The following is a 16,591-nucleotide window of genomic DNA, read 5'->3' as shown; positions in this document are numbered from 1 at the left end:
CCAGTTCAGTTAGGGGCAGGATCTCGATCTGCGCAGCCTTTGCTTGATTACAAGCTTTGCGAGGTAGATGAAACGGGCGGCAGCTCGTTTGGGAGCGCTGACACTAGTCCGGAGTTGGCTCAAGCGCAGGCGAAGCCCGCTTAAGTCATGGATTTTTCGTTCATCCTCGAGATTGCTCGCATATGACGCTTGACGCGCTAAAAAGGGCTCCGTTTCGGCATAATCGACCCAGTGACGGTCATAGTATGCGAGCTTATGGTCGAAGGGACGATCCGGAACCGACGCAGCCTTGAGCAGGGCGAGTGCGCCTTTCCTAGTTACGGCGTAAGCGGCCGCGCCCAGGGTCGGTCTCATGCGCAGGAGTAGGCGCCCCGTCGTTCCAGTTGCAATTTCGATTCCCGACCTGGACGTATGCGGATAGTGAATGCCTTCGAACTTGACAATGTCGGTGGCGGTCAGGAACTTCGTAAGGTCGCGATGGTAGAAATTTGAAAAGTCAGAATCGAAGACTACGTCGTCTTCGAAGATCATGGCGACCGGCAGCCTTTGCCTGATCATGCGCTTCAGTGCGGCAAGATGGGAGAGATAGCACCCGACTTCCGCATCCGTCAGATCGCGGCGTGCTGGAGCGTAGACGAAATCCCGCCGTACAACGCGACGAATGAGGCTAATTCGCTTGCGGGCGTCAATGGCGCGGACCCGTTGGTAAGGAATGCCAAAACTACCGAGCGCATCCGACATGGTTTGCCACCGCGCGACATCGCGATCGAGATTGATTATGAACGCAGGAATAACAATGTCGTTTTTCACCGGTTGCCTCAAAGGAGCTGAGTCACGTCCCCTCAGGAACGGTTTCGACCTGAAAGCCTATCGAACTGTATATGAACCAGCCCACGCCCCTCGCAAGCAACCTGAACGAGCGCTTAAAGCCTGTCAATGTAGGAGAATTTGATTAGACACCCCTGATCGACGGACTGTAGAGCGGATCGCAAATCACGTCCAACTTTGGAGGCATTTCTGAATGATGCTCGGCAAAACTGGTAAAGCAAGTCTCGGGCTCCTGCTGATGGTTTGCGCCATTCTGCCCACAAAATCGGCGTGGTCGTCTGGGTGGGAACTTGTATTTTCGGACGAGTTTGATGGCGACAAGCTGGACCGTAACAAATGGGCCACGCGTTACATCTATAACAACGAAACTATGGACCATTTCAATGATGAGAAGGAGCGTTATCGCGACAGTCACATCCTGTCCAATGGCGTGCTTAGCTTGGTTGCCAAGAAGATGGAGGGGGGTGACCTATTCGGATCCGCAATGATTCGAAGCCATCGGACCTTCTATTATGGTTACTACGAGGCGAGGGTGTTTCTGCCGAACGCGAAAGGCGTATGGCCCGCGTTCTGGCTCGAGGCCGACTACGACATCGACGGCAAGACCTGGCATCCGCCCGAAATCGATATCTTCGAATATGTCATCAACGGAGTCGAGGATAAGGCGAACTCGCTGCATTCGAACGTTGTGGCTCCGTTTAACGAAAAGCAATACACCTATGTCGACAAGGATTTCCTGCTCAAATACCAGAACATGTACGCCAGCGAGGATCTCAATCTCGGCTGGCACATCGTTGGATTCGTGTGGGCGCCAGACCGGATTTCCATGTTCTGGGACGGCAAGCTGGTCTACACGCGGATGTACCAGTGGAAGCGCAACGACGGGCAGCTCGGGCCGCCCGCCCATGTCGACCTCAATTTCGCGGTCGGCGGCGCCTGGGCCGGCCGACACGGCATCGATGATGTGGCGTTTCCGCAAAGCTTCAAGATCGACTATGTGCGGGTCTGCCAATTCACGGAGTCCGACAAAGGTGCGAGCCAGTGCGGGCCTGCCCAGGTGACGCCGGATCCGAAGGAATTTGGATATTCGACGACCATCAATGACATGCCGAAGCCCGCTTTTCTCCCAGTCAAGGTGCTAGGTGAACAGCAGCAGGCTAACGGCGTCCTTTCGGTCAAGGGCGCCGATCCGCTCAAACTTGAGATCCCGATCGACGTGCCGGAGAACTACCCATCGAACCGCCGGCTTCAGGTTTGGGTTTATGATCCGACGGCACGATCTATGGTGACGACGGTCGAGCGGAAGCTGCAGGAAAGCACGGTGAAGAAGCGCGCGGATGGTGCCAGCGTCGTCGAACTGTCGTTGCCCGCGCTTCAGCGCACCGGCAATCTTGTTCTCGACGCAAAGCTCGTTGCCGAGACGACAGATGACAAGGGTGCAAGGCAGGTCCTGCCGAGCCCGATTACATGTCGCACAGATGTCGCCCAGCCAATCAAGGCGCGGTCCTGCCGGTTACTGACACTGGAAGCGCGCTGACCCCAGTGTGCATCGGTTGGGTTGACACAGCTTGTCGTGAGCAGGCGTACACCTTCGCGTCGGCAAGGAGCCGCCCCTTCGTCGTCAAACTAGGGAGAACAACCAGGGCCACGAATCCCAGTATTCAGGTTGCCTGCAGCGAGGCGAACGGGATGGTCACGAATATGGGTCGGATGGTCAGGCGTTCGCCGAGCTACATTGCCCGATGTTAGGGAGAACCCGCGATGGTTGCCGATATTCATGCTCGCTGTTTCGCAACCAGCCGAGCGTTTCGAGACGGGAAAAGCCAGTTCGCCGGCGTCGATGTTGACGAGGTCACGCAGCAATTGAGTGTGTGGGGTTGTTCCAGGGGGGGGCCGTTGGTCAGCGAAATTACGGCGAAGATGTTGACGGGAGCCGCTGGCTTCGGTTTTGTCGAGGACCCCTTCGGCTTTCGCACGGGATCGCTCGCGAAGGAAAGCCCGCGATTGGTGCTCGAGATCAGTTTCGGAGTGAGTGAAAAGCTGTGCACCGGCGCTTTCATGGGGAGCCGATGGTACACTGACTGAAGGCGCTTGAGTAAAAATGCAGCCGTTCAAATGCCAGCCGTTGAAGTCGCAGTAGAAACGACATTGCTTTCCTCCTCATTTGCATCCTTGGAGGTTGTTGGAGGCAGGTCCGGCGTCACTATGATTAACGCTTCTTTTGGGCTACCACTGTTGCGTGGGCGCACCTAATTGCCTAGTAAGTTATTCGTTTTGAGGGACAGCTTCTAAAGCATGATTGACGAGAGTGATCCAAGCACGTTGGGCGCACCAAGCATGAAACGCATGCTGGTGAAGGGGGCGTTTTGGATTGCAGCTGCGCGAGCCCTTGGGAATCTCGTGACTTTCTTGAGCATGCTTGTTCTCGCGCGCTTTCTGACGCCAGACGACTTTGGTTTGGTGGCAATCGCGACAACAATTAGCACGATCATCATCTCAGTCACCGAACTCTCGCTAGCATCCGCTTTGATCTATCATAGATCAATCTCGGATGATCATTTCCATGCGGTGTTCTCCCTGAACTTCGCACGAGGTGCTCTCATAGGCCTGATACTTCTCGGTCTTGCTTGGCCGATTTCACACCTTTACGGCGATCCTCGCATTGCCGGCGTGATGGCCGTAATAAGCATTACACCCGTGATCGGTGGTGTTTCAAATCCGAAGATGATTGTTTTCTCGCGCCAACTGCTTTTTTGGCAGGATTTTATTCTGGGCGTGTCACAAAAGGTTGCCGGCTTCGCTGTGGCGGCGACCGTTGCGTTTCAATTCCGGAGCTACTGGGCGCTGCTTGCGTCAATGTTGGTCACGCAAATCTTCGGCGTTGTGCTCTCATATTTTATGATCTCCTATCGCCCGCGTATCAGATTTACTCGTGTAAGAGAGTTGCTGTCATTTTCTGTTTGGCTCACCCTTGGACAGGCAATAAACACGCTCAACTGGAAGTTTGATCATCTCGTTATTGGCTACTTTTTAGGCAATACTGCGTTGGGTTACTACACCATTGGTGATAACTTGGCTCTATTGCCTACCCGCGAAGCGACTATGCCAATTTCCCAGGCTCTCTTTCCAGGCTTCACAAGACTGAACCGCGACTTGTCGAGATTACGGCGAGCTTACGAACGATCCCAGGCGCTTCTGTGTGCGATTGCATTTCCCCTTGGTTGCGGATTTGCTTTGATTGCGCGCCCCTTTGTCGAACTGACAATGGGACAAAAGTGGGAAAGCGCCGTTATCATCATTCAGTTTTTATCTAGCATCTTCGCGTTGCAGACTATGGTGTATGGGCTTCAGCCGTTGGCGATGGCAATGGGACAGACCCGGGAGCTACTGCGAAGGGATCTTATAAACATGCTGATCCGACTCCCCCTCATCATTCTGGGAATGGTAACCGGCGGGCTGTTCGGTATCATTGTGGCAAGATGTGTCAGTGGGCTGGTTAGCATTATCGTGGCAATGACGATGGTTCGCCGCATTTTGGGCATCTCGATGCTACGACAGCTATCTGCCAACATTCGATTCATTGTTGGCGTGGTTGTCATGGTCATATGCGCCTACCTAGTCGGCGTATGTTTTGGCAATGGGGCTGGGACGAACTTTTTGCTACTGAAAGTAGCTGCCATAGTGAGTGTTGGGGCGATTGCGTACCCTCTTACTGTATACACGTTCTGGCATTTGCAAGGGCGACCGGAAGGCCCTGAGAGGGAGGTGATTGAACTTGTTACGGCATTGTTGCCGAATCGATTTCGAACACAGCCGCTCGCGGGCGACAATAGCTCGGTGCTTTAGATGGTTTTCACCTGGCAGGAGCTCCGCTGAATGATTCCGAAAACTATTCACTACGTTTGGGTTGGTCCGAAGCCATTACCCGAGGCTGACCGGCAGCGCGTCGACGCCTGGCGTCACATGCTTCCTGACTGGCAGATCGTTGCGTGGGACAACGACAAGGTGGACTACTCCAGTTCGTTTGTCCGTCAGGCCTATTCTGTTCGTGCCTGGAACAGGGTTTCTGACTATACTCGCATGGACGCCCTTGCTCGGTTCGGTGGTGTGTATCTAGATACAGATGTCGATCTGATCAAATCGTTGGATCCGCTCTTAAGTCTCAAGGCCTTCCTGGGTTTTCAAACCGATGACATGAATTCAATAACCGACCCAGTAAATGGAGCAGTCTTCGGATCGGAACCAGGCCATTGGCTTCCGACATCGATCCGCTCGTTTTTCAACAACGAACTTGATGGTCGAACCGACATTGGCGCTTTTTCCGGACCAGGATTAATCTCGAAGTTCCTTCGCGAGAGGGGCTTAAGTGAGTACTGCGATGAGCCGATGACAATTGGAGATGTCACCATTTTTCCGAAGAGAGTCTTTTATCCATACGCGTGGGACGAGCGGTATTCGCCGGACGTTGTAACGGAAGACACGTACGCCGTGCACCGCTGGGCCGAGACATGGGTGGTGAGGAAAGTGACCTTGCGCAAGAAGCTTGAACGTGCGCTCTTAAAGCGATTTAGCCTCTACGCGCCGGAGTTGGCTTTCAGGATGTCGTACAATATGGCAAAGCGTGGATAATTGGACCTATCATGGATTCTGTAGCCGTCGTCGATACATCGATTTGTACCGATAATCTCGGTGACGAGATCATCATGGACGCCGTTAACGATGTCGTGTCGGAGCTGTTTCCCAAGGCGTATGTCTACAGGGTTCCAAGCCACGAACAGCTTTCAGATCGAACACGCCGTTTCATCTCGGATGCCAGCTTCTGTGTAATTGGAGGCACAAACCTACTATCGTCGGATATCCAGCCGTACGGGCTATGGCGTGTGAGGCAGACGGATGCTGACGTGTTTGGCGCAACAAACACCGTGTGTTTGGGTACTGGATGGAATGACTACATGTCGACGGCAACGCCAGCAACGCGTGCAATCTTGCGGGCCGCTCTGTCGCGTCAACTAATCCACTCGGCCAGGGATAGCTACACGGTCGATCATCTTACCGCGATTGGCGCGAAAGCCGTAAATACTTCCTGTCCCACGACTTGGTCTCTAACACCCGAACACTGTGCAGGCATCCAGAAATCCAAAGCGCCTTCTGTTATTTTTACCCTCTCAGCTTGGCGGCGGGACGTCGAAGCAGACAGGGCCTTTGTTGCGACGCTGCGCAAATTCTATAGTAAACTGTATTTTTTTCCACAGATGCATGATGACTATGAGTATTTCCGATCGTTTGGATGGGATGATGAAATCCCTGCAACGACTGTAAAGGAATATTCGCGGTTTCTGGAAAGTGAAAACGTCGATTTCATTGGAACTCGGCTTCACGGTGGGATACGTGCGCTGCAAAAGAAACGTCGCGCTCTCATAATCTCCATCGACAATCGCGCTGCGGAGATTGGCAAAGATACCGGCTTGCCCGTCGCGCCGCGCGGCGATCTCAAAGGAATTGAGACTTGGATCGAAGATCAAATGCCGACCGTGCTGCATTTGCCGCAACGAGCTATCGATGATTGGAAAGCGCAATTCGTAGAGATTGTCCGCTCTGGAAAACGCTTGCCGACAAACATTTCCCGCGACGAACTCACGGCGGGTCGCCTAGCCACCGTCAAGAAATACGTCCGAGCTGGACTGCGGCTGGCTGTCAGGTGACCATGTCACGTAAATGCGTACTCTATCTGCGCTTCCGCAGGATCACATTTGGACCAGCGATAAGCTCGAACTCTGGATTCTGCTTGACGAATTCATCTGTGGCCGTCCTCGCACCGCCGTAATCGTGGTAGTCATCTAGGACTATGACGCCACCAGCACTCAACCTGCGCGAGATGTGGTTCAAGCAATAACTAACGGGTGCGTACCAATCGCAATCGATGTGAGCGAAGGCAACCATCCCGTCATATTTGGGGAAGGTTTCTTCGAATAACCCCTTGCATAGAAAGCGGCTCTTACCGTCAATCGGCAAGCCATACTTTGCGAAGGAGCGACGAACATCGTCGATCAGGTTGTCTCGGTAACCGTAATAGGTGTCGCCTCCGATTCCTTCCGACTGTCCCGACGCTATGATGCGGTAACGTTCTCTTGACTTATCGTCATCTTTCTCCGATGTCGGGGGAGGGATCATAGCGAACACGTCAAAGCCAAAGAATAGGCGCTTCCTTCGTGCAGCCTGCGCAGCAAGAATTATGGCGGATCCTCCCAGCGCAACGCCGAATTCAAGCAAATTGCCTGGTACGTCGTCCGCCGTAGCGAGCCGAGCATAAGTTTCGATGCGGATCAGCTTCTCCGGCGGAAGATAAGTTAAACGATCTTGCGCCACTTGCCGGGCAAGATTTGAAAGACGTGCTTTCAAAAGTCCATTTCTAATTCGGTGGAACAGCAACGTTCCTTTTTCTTGAAAATTCATGGTCCAAATAGTCCTCGAATGATGCCGACCTCATGAAAAGCGTACGACCTTCACGCCCGCAACGTGCATGCGCGCGGGAAACGCCATTGGATCGCGTGGCTCGCCCACAAGCCCTCCAACGGCGACGTCCAGTAACATGAACCATGGGCCGGCGCCGACCAAGTTTGGCATCGCGCAGTAGGGTTTTCCATTGAAGTAATAGACGATCTGCTTCTCGCCGATGAGGCAGCCAAAGCGGTTGAAGCGCTCGAAGATGTCGGCTCCTGGCTCGATGTGGCGTAGCGGAATCGAGGCGCCGTAAGCTTCGTGTCCTTTTTCTCCCCCCGCCAATGAATGCTGGAGGTGATGACATCCGCGGCGTGGGTTGGCGAACTGATGAAGGCTTCAATGACGTCAATCTCCGGCGGCCACGCGTCGTCAGCGCGCAGCAGCCATAGTGCGGGCCAGCTTCCAGCGACTCTCGCCAGTTTGACCTGGAACTCGACGTAGCTTCCGATCGTGATGCGATTAAAAAGGGTTCGTGACGTCACCATGGCAGCAGAGTAGGTGAAGGGAACGTCCTTCTCCCAGGCATGGGTGAACTTGCCTCCATTGCCATCCAACAGGCCGCCGGGAATGTATTCAGCCTGGATAAATCGAAATCCGGTGGACGGATCGATGCCCCACACCTTGGCTTCCGGGTTCAGTGCTGGATCGGCGTAGTACCCCGCTTCCTTATTGCTGACTTGTTGTCGCGTCCTGGCAAGGCGGCTTTGCCAACACGCCCTTCCATCTGGGCGAAAGCCGCTGTCGTTCGCGAAATCCGGTTCGCGAAGATCATCTGTAAAAACGATGGACCCGCCGCTGGGCAAGGATGGCAATGGGATCGTGTCGCTCTCCATGGAAGGGGACATCGAAACATCACTGGACGTTATCCGGGCCGTTCGGGTTGCATAAGCTCGCACGGGATAACCGAAGTCGGCAAGCCTGAGGTCGATCGACTGGGTAGGGCCAATTGGACGACGAAGCTGGAGCTCGATGATCTTGTGTTGTTCGCCGGGATGGAAAATCAACTGGCCATGAGATGCGACGATCTCGGCCCCTCTTGACGGAGGACCAAGTGTCTCCTGGACCGAATATTCTACAACGAGAGTGTGAGGTGCCGGGACGCTCAATTCCACGGGCACGCGCGCCAGGAGGTCATTCCTGCCTATGATCGCATCGCTCGTTGAAACATTGATTTGAGTGTCAGGAATGGGGGGAGGGGGTGTCTGGCCCTGCGCGTGGAGCGGGGCGAAGGTGCTGTCTGCAGCCGCGAGGACCATCGCAACGGCGCCCTTCAGCAACTCACGTCTCGGGACAAATCTTCGCATGCGGTGCTCGTTTGGCTAACTGCTGGCACGGCGCACGCGTAATGGCTGGCCGATCGCAGTAAAGAACGTGGCAACGCATTGGAACGCCAGAACCATGAGGCAGACGGGTGCGCCCAGCAACAGGAACTCGTAACGTCCTTTTGATGCAGCATATTTTGCGGCGTAGGTCATCTCCAGCCGCAAGGTACGCAGCCCTCGCCAACTGCGCCTATTCCAGGCGGTTCTCAACCAGCGCCAGGCAACCGTTGTGCGTGTGTCTGGGCGAAGAATGTATTTGGCATAGAACCCGCCCCGCCCGCGGTCATAGGAGTCCAGCAATGCGGGCACGTCGGCTCCCAGCCGTCCATGATCGTGCTGCACGACGGGGCGTGGATCAAATCGGCCATCGAAGCCGGCCCACAAGACCGCTGTCACCGCGTCGATATCTTCACACGGAAAGCGCGTCCCCGCGCCCAATTCAGGATCAATGCCGCCTATCAGTTCAAGGGCCTTTCGCCGAAAGGCAACATTGGCGCCTTGCAGCATGCCGGCCCGCACGAAGGTGCGTTTCGGGAACATTCGCGCGACTTGTCCCTCTTCGATGGTAACTCGCGCATGTTGCCGGTTGTAGAGCAGGATGCGCCCCCCATGGCTCCAACGTCTGGATACTCTGAGAACGCTGCGATCCAAGCATCGACGTAATCGGGAGAAGGGTAGCAGTCGTCGTCGGTGAAGGCCACGATCTTGCCTCGAGAGGCCTTCCAGCCTTCATTGCGAGCAGCTCCCAGCCCGATGCGCTCGCAACGGATCAACCTAGAAGCTGGATCGCTGGCAAGTTCGTCTTTCAATACGCGTGCGGTGTCATCCGTAGACGCATTGTCGACCCAAATGATCTCGTAGCGATGGCTGGTGCGCAGCGCTCGTAGCGCGCCAAGCGTACCGCACAGACGAGTGCCGCGATTGCGCGTGCAGATTATGATCGATAAGTCCATTTCCTGATGTGAATCGATATCCAAAACGATAGTCCTATCTCGCCACTTGCGGTGCCTGCGCCATCGTATGGACGTCACAGCTCTTGAGCACGTCATTCACGGCCTAAGCCGGAAATCGAACGAGGTTATCGCGCAGCATGAATGTCAAACCACTCGGCTAGTCCTCTTGTACCGAACCGCGCATCGATGTCTCTGAGGGCCTCCCAGGTACGTCTCACATGGTCATAAGGGTGCCATGACCCAGGGGTGTCCTCGCCGAATGGGCCGGACGATCCAAGCTGGAATCTCCACCCATCCTTTGTTCCGACTCCGAAGGCTTTCCGGGTTGAGTAGCGCAAGGCCCGATTAAAGAAGGTTGGCAAACGATAGCCCATGGTCATCAAGAGAGGTATTGGCTGCGCTCGCGTAACTTGACTGACGATCTTGTACCTTGTGTAGCCTAGCTTCCGCAGAAGCTCTAAATCATCATCCGCATCTGGATGCGACATCTCAATCGATACGTACGAGGGGGTTGTCTCTAGCGTCAGGTCAGTCAGACACAACCTGTCATTGCCTTCAATATCAATCTTGCAGTAGAGCGGAACGCCAAATTCCGCAACGACGCTTGCGAATCTTCGAGTGGGAATGGTCACAGGCCGATGGGGTGTGCCGTTACGCGACGCTATCTCTCTGTTGAATGAGGACCATTCTGAGACGTCGGATACCCAAAAATCCAGCTGTCCCTCGGTCGCCGCGATTCCGGCGTTCAACAAGATGTACTGTTGACCTAGGAGTTCCCGTGCGAACCGATCCTTTAAACGATCCGCAAGGGCTGGATTGGCTTCGATTCCGAGGACTCGATAGCCGAGCGAAAGATAGTACGCAGAATCTGCGCCGTCATTAACCCCCACATCATAGATCAATCCGCGGTCCACCGGTCTCGCTCCGTGGTAGTGTCAGGCTGCAGCCCGCTTTTGGTTCCTGTGGACCTGTCGCTCGATCCACTCATAGGTTTTTTCAAGGCCCGAGCGGAGCGTCGCGGAGGGCTTCCAACCGAGCTTCTGCCCGATCAGCCGGTTATCCGAATTGCGGCCTCGCACGCCAAGCGGCCCGGGGATGTGCCTCTTGTGAAGCTTCTTCCCGGCGATATCGGAGACGACGTCGACGAGCTGGTTGATCGTGACCATCTCCTCCGAGCCGACATTGACAGGGCCCTCGAATTCGGACCGGGTCAGGCGGATCGTGCCTTCCAGGCATTCTTCGATGTACAGGAAGGAGCGGGTCTGGGTGCCGTCGCCCCAGATCTCGATCTCGCCGCCACTGATGGCCTGCGCGACTTTGCGGCAGACAGCGGCCGGCGCCTTCTCCTTGCCACCGTCCCAAGTGCCCTCGGGTCCGAAGATGTTGTGGTAGCGCGCGACGCGGTTGCGCATGCCGTAATTGCGGTTGTAGGCGAGGTAGAGGCGCTCCGAAAACAACTTCTCCCAGCCATACTCGCTGTCCGGATTCGCCGGATAAGCGGAATCCTCGGCACAGTTCGGGTTGTTGGGATCCATCTGGTTGTGCTCCGGATACATGCAGGCCGACGACGAATAGAACATGCCCCGCACGTTCCGCTTTTGGCAGGCGTCGAGCATGTTCAGATTGATCGTGGCCGAATTGTGCATCACGTCGGCGTCATGCGCGCCGGTGAAAATGTAGCCAGCTCCGCCCATATCCGCGGCGAGCTGATACACCTCGTCGAACTTGCGGTCCGCGATCTGGCGACAGAAATATTGATCGCGGAGATCGCCAACGGCGAAATCATCGGCTTCGGTTTCGGCAAAGGGAGGAAATTTCAGGTCGACGCCGCGGACCCAAAAACCTTCGCGCTTTAGGCGTTTCACAAGGTGCCCGCCGATAAACCCACCTGCGCCGCAAACCAGGGCAGTCTTAGTCATGAAGTTCCCTTTCTCGTATCTCTCGCATCGATAGCATATTGAAATACTATCTCAAAACGATCGGTCACCCGCTTGATGTCGTAATTGTTCAAAGCAAATTTCCTACCATTTTCGGCGGCTCCGATCCGCAGAGTATCGTCCTTCATCAATTGAATCGCGGAATGCATAAAACCCCCCTTGTCCGTTGGATCGACGACAAGACCCGCTCCGCTCTTGCGAACCACCTGGGAAGCGAGGTTTTCGGCCGGTGCCGCCAGCAATACCGGGCGTTGGGCGCAGAAATATGACTGCACCTTGGACGGAACAGAAAACATGCCGGCATCGGGTTCAATTGTCGCAACCGTCACATCAGACGTTGCGAGCACTTTGGGCAGATCAGCGAAGGGTTGCAGCGGCAACAGGATCAGATTGTCGATCGATTGCTCGTTCTTTGCGCGCTCAAGCTCGGAGACGCCCACGCCCTGGCTCACGACGACAACATTTGCCTGTCCCTTTACCTGCTTTGCAAGTTCGATGAGCAACTGAGGATTGTGTTTCAGCGCAAGCGTGCCTGAGTAAAGGAAGTTGAATGTGTCAGAAAGTCCGTGGCGGAGTGACCAGTCGTTATCCTTTGGCAGCGGAGAAATCTCGTCCAGCGCGCCCCAGTTCTCGATCGTGAAGACCTTGTCCTTGGCGTTGACCCATTTCTTGGCGATGTCAGCGAAGGATTGGGTGATCACCACAATAGCGTCAGAACTGGCGAACTGGCCCCGTTCGAGAAACGAATAATATCCGCCGATCGCGGCGCCGACGACACCCAACTTTTTTCGCAGCAGCTTGGAAACGGCAATGCTGTAGAAATCCTGAACCCAGAAAACGAAGGATGCACCACTCTTGTGCGAGGCCTTCACGACGGCCGATTGGGCTTCGGTGGGTGTATTTCCCGAGATGACTAGGTCGGGCTTGAGTGACAGAATCAGCTGTGCAATGGCCTTGCCATAGGCGACGTCGCCAAACCGCCGCTTTACGAAAGAGGCTTTATCATAGGGGCGCGATAAGGTTACCCCTTTAAAAGACAGACCGACCGGGTCAGAGGAGGTGCGGTGGAGGCGCCCCTTCGGGCCATGGTCGCCATGGAAATAGGTGTGAGTAACCTGGTGGCCTCGTGCAGCGAGCTCGCGGCTCAGATCGACCTGGAAAGGATGGCCGGCGTAGTCGTGAACCAGAATTTTCAAGAGGCACCTGCCGGATATTTGAAGTGAACAGCTTCTAACGGTAGTACATGACGCGTCATGCAACGAATGTCCACCCAACCTTCCTTTGACGTTAATTCGGCGGAATTTTGATCGGAGTTGCAGGCTCGATCAGCGTTTGACAGACCTCAGGGCGCTTGATCTCAGGAGTCGCTTGGGACTAACGTAATTCGGGTGTGACGACAAAGGTTTATGGTGGCATCTTGGTGAGATGGTTTCGGCCTCGGCCTCGGCGCTTCTGTGGTGACTGCCGCGTTGAGCGGACGGAGGACGCGATGATTTTGAGGGGATTACTGGGCGTGTTGGTTGCATGGCTCGCTGCGCTCTCGCCGGCACTCGCCGATCCGATGACGATTGATTATTCCTGGCAGGGCGCGAAAGGCTGCATCACTCTTTTTCCAAATCCCGAAATTCGCCTCCATAACGTCCCCGCCGAGGCAAAGCTGCTGCTGTTGGTCTTGACGCAGGGAACTCGGGAGATGGGAGGGCAGGAGCTTTCTATGCCTGCAAACGGCATCGTGCCTTTGGGAAGTATTCGAACGTTTGCTCCGTGCCGGCCGGACGTCTATCAATGGACCGCCTTGGCGAAATCGGCCGACGGAAAAGTTATTGCTGAAGCGCGTCGAGCCCGTTTCTATCCGACCGACGAACTCGCGCCGGAACGGCCGCAACAAGCTTTAGGTCCACGCTGAATGGGTTCGCCGGAACCGTCGGCTCGGCTGCCCTGTTATTTGTACGGCTGAACTTATGGAAAGTTGTTGGCGGGGTCTGAAGACTTTGGCAGAAATTTCGCGGTCGGTGAACGATCGTTTCTTCGCAACCAACGGAGTGCACGTCGGGTAGAACCGGCCGCCAGCCACATGAGGGATGCGAAGCCGGCTACGAATCTTCCCCGAGATTGATTTGTCAGCAAGTCGATCGCGTCGCGAATCTGACCGCGATCGATCGCGCGTAGCGCAAGCGAGCGTGCGAGTATCGCCTCGCCGTGCGCAAACTGGACGGCCAACTCGGGATGAGAAGAGGCAAACTCGGCTTCCACCAGACGCCTTGATCGCATCATCTGTTCAAAATCGTCCGACATTGAACCTGGTTGGACGCGATATCCAATCAGATACTCAGGTACCATCGCTATTTTATGTCGCTCCGCGATCTGCATGTAGAGCTTCCAGTCTTCACAGCCCTGACCTCCTCGGGAACGGAGCGACTCATCGAAGCCACCGGCGGCCACCAACGCCTCTCGTCTTATGAGCGCATTGCTGCCGCTGATGACTACGTTGCCGAGACACATTTGCGCGACGATATTGCCTTCCAAGCGCATTGGCGGAGCAGAACCCGTGACGTTGCCCGAGGAATCGATCCAGCAACACCACGCGTATACGAGCGCGGTCTCCGGACCGCTTGCTTCGAAGCGCTGGACCTGCCGCTCTAGCTTGGTCGGGTACCAGAGATCGTCTGCATCAAGTGTGGCGACAAAATCGCCCTTCGCATCTGCAATTCCGCGGTTGCGCGCCGACGCCACTCCGCCGTTCTCTTTGTAAAGATAGCGAACTCTCGGATCACTCTCGACAAGTCTCGCTGCAACCACCCGGGTCTGATCTGTAGAGCCATCGTCGATGATAATGACTTCAAGATTGCGATAAGTCTGATGCAGCGCGCTGATCACAGTATCGCGCACTGTGTCCGCGGCGTTGAATGCCGGCACAATTACCGAGACCAATGGATCGCTCAAAGAAGAAAAACGCACAATCACGCTGTCTTAATGCTTAATCCCGATTAAACTGTACTCTTCAGCTGAAACACTTAGTATTTTATCCATAAGCACATTGAATTGCGATACTTGAAAGATAATAGGATGAATCCCAAATAATTACAGAAGGTTACGTTGCTTGATGCGTCAGACAAGGAAGATTTTGGTTACAGGCGGCGCCGGATTTTTGGGCTCGCACCTTTGCGAGAGATTGGTTAGCGCTGGACAGGAAGTTCTTTGCGTCGACAACTTTTACACTGGTGCGAAACAGAACGTGGGCACGCTGTTTCAGTTTCCTCGCTTCGAACTCATGAGGCATGACATAACGTTTCCCCTCTATGTCGAGGTCGACGAGATTTACAATCTGGCCTGTCCGGCTAGCCCAATTCACTATCAATACGATCCCGTGCAGACGACGAAGACAAGCGTGCATGGATCCATCAACATGCTGGGTTTGGCGAAGAGAGTTAAGGCGAAAATCTTGCAGGCCTCAACCTCGGAGGTCTACGGAGATCCTGAGGTGCATCCGCAAACCGAAGATTATTGGGGGAGGGTAAATCCCGTCGGTCCGCGCTCCTGCTACGACGAGGGTAAGCGCTGTGCCGAGACGCTGTTTTTCGACTACAGGCGGCAACACAATCTCTCGATCAAGGTCGCGCGCATCTTCAACACCTACGGTCCGCGGATGCAGCCGAACGACGGCCGGGTCGTTTCGAATTTCATCGTGCAAGCTCTCACCGGCCAGCCAATTTCGATCTATGGCGACGGCAAGCAGACCCGCTCGTTCTGCTATGTCGACGATCTGATTGACGGCCTGGTGCGTATGATGGGCACGCACGATGAGATCACCGGACCGATCAACCTTGGAAATCCCGCTGAGTTCACGATGATGGAACTTGCCGAGACCGTTATCGAGCTGACAGGGGCGAAGTCCTCGATCGAGTTCAAGCCACTTCCAACCGACGATCCAAGACAGCGACAGCCAGACATCAGCCGGGCGCGCGATACGCTTGGCTGGTCGCCATCTGTTCAGTTACGCGACGGTCTTGGCAAGACGATCGCCTATTTCGACGACTTGCTGCGCGATAGTGCGGCATGACGAGAACCGTGCTTGTCACAGGGGGCGCCGGCTACGTCGGGTCGCATTGCTGCAAGGCGTTCGCCAACGCCGGATGGCGGGTCATCGCTCTTGACAATCTTTCACGTGGATGGCGAGAGGCCGTTCGGTGGGGACCGCTGATTGAATGCGATATTCGCGACGAGGCGCGGGTACGCGGCGCGCTTGAGATGTACAAGCCGGATCTGGTCGCGCATTTTGCTGCTCTAGCCTACGTGGGCGAATCCGTGGCTGATCCTGCACGGTACTACGCAAACAATACCGCCGGCACGCTGGCTCTGCTTGAGGCCATGCGCGCGATGGGGTGCCTTTGTCTTCTGTTTTCGAGCACGTGCGCCAGTTACGGAATTCCGGACAATCCGACAATCGACGAGGCGCACCCGCAGAGACCGATCAATCCTTACGGCTGGTCCAAGATGATTGTCGAACGCATGTTGGAGGATTATGGCAAGGCCTATGGTATTGCGTCCGTCTCATTGCGGTACTTTAATGCCGCAGGATGCGACCCGGACGGTGAGATCGGCGAACACCACGAGCCGGAAACGCATGCCATTCCTCTTGTGATCGAGGCTGCTTTGGACCCGGATCGGCCTTTCACGCTTTTCGGAACAGATTTCGCGACGCCTGACGGGAGCGCGATCAGGGACTATGTTCATGTTAACGACCTCGCGCGGGCCCACCTGCTCGCGGGCGAGATGCTTGTCGATCGCGCGGGCACGCACGTCTTCAATCTCGGTACTGGGGTTGGGACGAGCGTGTTCGAATTGATTGCAGCGGTAAAGCGTGCCGCGGGAAGAGATCCTGTCGTTCGGCTTGGTCCGCGGCGTGAGGGGGATCCGCCGGTGCTTGTTGCGTCCTACGCCAAGGCCGAGCGGGAGCTCGGCTGGAAGCCGCAATGTTCGCAGATTGATTTCATCATCGAAACAGCGCTGAGATGGCGAGAGCACGCCGTCCTTGCGTGAACACGGCTGG

The 16,591-nt window shown here is 55.4% G+C and carries 17 protein-coding genes; 8 read left to right on the top strand and 9 right to left on the bottom strand.

Going from position 1 to position 16,591, the window contains the following annotated elements; genetic code table 11:
* Positions 1–9 precede the first annotated feature (9 nt).
* Positions 10–810, bottom strand: a complete 801-nt coding sequence (locus tag AB8Z38_RS15890; protein WP_369726027.1) for a glycosyltransferase family 25 protein — start codon at positions 808–810, stop codon at positions 10–12.
* Positions 811–1,021: 211 nt separating this feature from the next.
* Here AB8Z38_RS15890 and AB8Z38_RS15885 point away from each other — a divergent pair, with 211 nt between their 5' ends.
* From AB8Z38_RS15885 to AB8Z38_RS15865, 5 genes are all read left to right on the top strand, one after another.
* Positions 1,022–2,365 (top strand): family 16 glycosylhydrolase, encoded by a 1,344-nt coding sequence (locus AB8Z38_RS15885; RefSeq protein ID WP_369726026.1) that lies wholly within the window; start codon positions 1,022–1,024, stop codon positions 2,363–2,365.
* Between the two features lie 224 nt (positions 2,366–2,589).
* Positions 2,590–2,913 (top strand): hypothetical protein, encoded by a 324-nt coding sequence (locus AB8Z38_RS15880; RefSeq protein WP_369726818.1) that lies wholly within the window; start codon positions 2,590–2,592, stop codon positions 2,911–2,913.
* A gap of 210 nt (positions 2,914–3,123) precedes the next feature.
* A complete protein-coding gene (locus tag AB8Z38_RS15875) occupies positions 3,124–4,674 on the top strand; it encodes a lipopolysaccharide biosynthesis protein (RefSeq protein WP_369726025.1) in 1,551 nt (516 codons plus the stop codon).
* 30 nt (positions 4,675–4,704) lie between these two features.
* Positions 4,705–5,457, top strand: a complete 753-nt coding sequence (locus AB8Z38_RS15870; RefSeq protein ID WP_369726024.1) for a glycosyltransferase — start codon at positions 4,705–4,707, stop codon at positions 5,455–5,457.
* An 11-nt stretch (positions 5,458–5,468) separates the two neighbouring features.
* On the top strand, positions 5,469–6,530 hold the full coding sequence (locus AB8Z38_RS15865) for a polysaccharide pyruvyl transferase family protein (protein WP_369726023.1): 1,062 nt from the start codon (positions 5,469–5,471) through the stop codon (positions 6,528–6,530).
* Positions 6,531–6,552: 22 nt separating this feature from the next.
* Here the strand turns inward: AB8Z38_RS15865 and AB8Z38_RS15860 are convergent, their stop codons facing one another.
* From AB8Z38_RS15860 to AB8Z38_RS15830, 7 genes are all read right to left on the bottom strand, one after another.
* Positions 6,553–7,281: a TylF/MycF/NovP-related O-methyltransferase gene (locus tag AB8Z38_RS15860; RefSeq protein ID WP_369726022.1), complete on the bottom strand. Its 729-nt coding sequence runs from the start codon at positions 7,279–7,281 to the stop codon at positions 6,553–6,555.
* Between the two features lie 50 nt (positions 7,282–7,331).
* Positions 7,332–8,606, bottom strand: coding sequence for a family 16 glycosylhydrolase (locus AB8Z38_RS15855; RefSeq protein ID WP_369726021.1), 1,275 nt, complete (start codon positions 8,604–8,606; stop codon positions 7,332–7,334).
* A 42-nt stretch (positions 8,607–8,648) separates the two neighbouring features.
* On the bottom strand, positions 8,649–9,191 hold the full coding sequence (locus AB8Z38_RS15850) for a glycosyltransferase family 2 protein (RefSeq protein WP_369726020.1): 543 nt from the start codon (positions 9,189–9,191) through the stop codon (positions 8,649–8,651).
* The gene (locus AB8Z38_RS15845; protein WP_369726505.1) at positions 9,110–9,604 is read right to left on the bottom strand and encodes a glycosyltransferase family A protein; all 495 of its coding nucleotides are present in this window, start codon (positions 9,602–9,604) and stop codon (positions 9,110–9,112) included. Before AB8Z38_RS15845 ends, AB8Z38_RS15850 begins: the two co-directional genes overlap by 82 nt.
* 125 nt (positions 9,605–9,729) lie before the next feature.
* On the bottom strand, positions 9,730–10,494 hold the full coding sequence (locus AB8Z38_RS15840) for an FkbM family methyltransferase (protein WP_369726503.1): 765 nt from the start codon (positions 10,492–10,494) through the stop codon (positions 9,730–9,732).
* A gap of 45 nt (positions 10,495–10,539) precedes the next feature.
* Positions 10,540–11,523 (bottom strand): NAD-dependent epimerase/dehydratase family protein, encoded by a 984-nt coding sequence (locus AB8Z38_RS15835; protein WP_369726019.1) that lies wholly within the window; start codon positions 11,521–11,523, stop codon positions 10,540–10,542.
* On the bottom strand, positions 11,520–12,737 hold the full coding sequence (locus AB8Z38_RS15830; protein ID WP_369726018.1) for a glycosyltransferase family 4 protein: 1,218 nt from the start codon (positions 12,735–12,737) through the stop codon (positions 11,520–11,522). Before AB8Z38_RS15830 ends, AB8Z38_RS15835 begins: the two co-directional genes overlap by 4 nt.
* Before the next feature lie 293 nt (positions 12,738–13,030).
* Between AB8Z38_RS15830 and AB8Z38_RS15825 the strand changes: the two genes are divergently transcribed.
* Positions 13,031–13,447 carry a hypothetical protein gene (locus tag AB8Z38_RS15825; protein WP_369726017.1) on the top strand — a complete coding sequence of 139 codons (417 nt, stop codon included), beginning with the start codon at positions 13,031–13,033 and terminating at the stop codon, positions 13,445–13,447.
* 53 nt (positions 13,448–13,500) lie between these two features.
* Here AB8Z38_RS15825 and AB8Z38_RS15820 read toward each other — a convergent pair whose 3' ends face one another.
* A complete protein-coding gene (locus tag AB8Z38_RS15820; protein ID WP_369726016.1) occupies positions 13,501–14,505 on the bottom strand; it encodes a glycosyltransferase family 2 protein in 1,005 nt (334 codons plus the stop codon).
* A gap of 139 nt (positions 14,506–14,644) precedes the next feature.
* Here AB8Z38_RS15820 and AB8Z38_RS15815 point away from each other — a divergent pair, with 139 nt between their 5' ends.
* Positions 14,645–15,601, top strand: coding sequence for a UDP-glucuronic acid decarboxylase family protein (locus tag AB8Z38_RS15815; RefSeq protein WP_369726502.1), 957 nt, complete (start codon positions 14,645–14,647; stop codon positions 15,599–15,601).
* The gene (galE, locus tag AB8Z38_RS15810; RefSeq protein WP_369726015.1) at positions 15,598–16,581 is read left to right on the top strand and encodes a UDP-glucose 4-epimerase GalE; all 984 of its coding nucleotides are present in this window, start codon (positions 15,598–15,600) and stop codon (positions 16,579–16,581) included. Before AB8Z38_RS15815 ends, galE begins: the two co-directional genes overlap by 4 nt.
* Positions 16,582–16,591 lie beyond the last annotated feature (10 nt).

The sequence above is a fragment of the Bradyrhizobium sp. LLZ17 genome (genome assembly GCF_041200145.1).
Lineage (GTDB): Bacteria > Pseudomonadota > Alphaproteobacteria > Rhizobiales > Xanthobacteraceae > Bradyrhizobium.
This window is presented reverse-complemented; position numbering and strand designations above follow the sequence as displayed.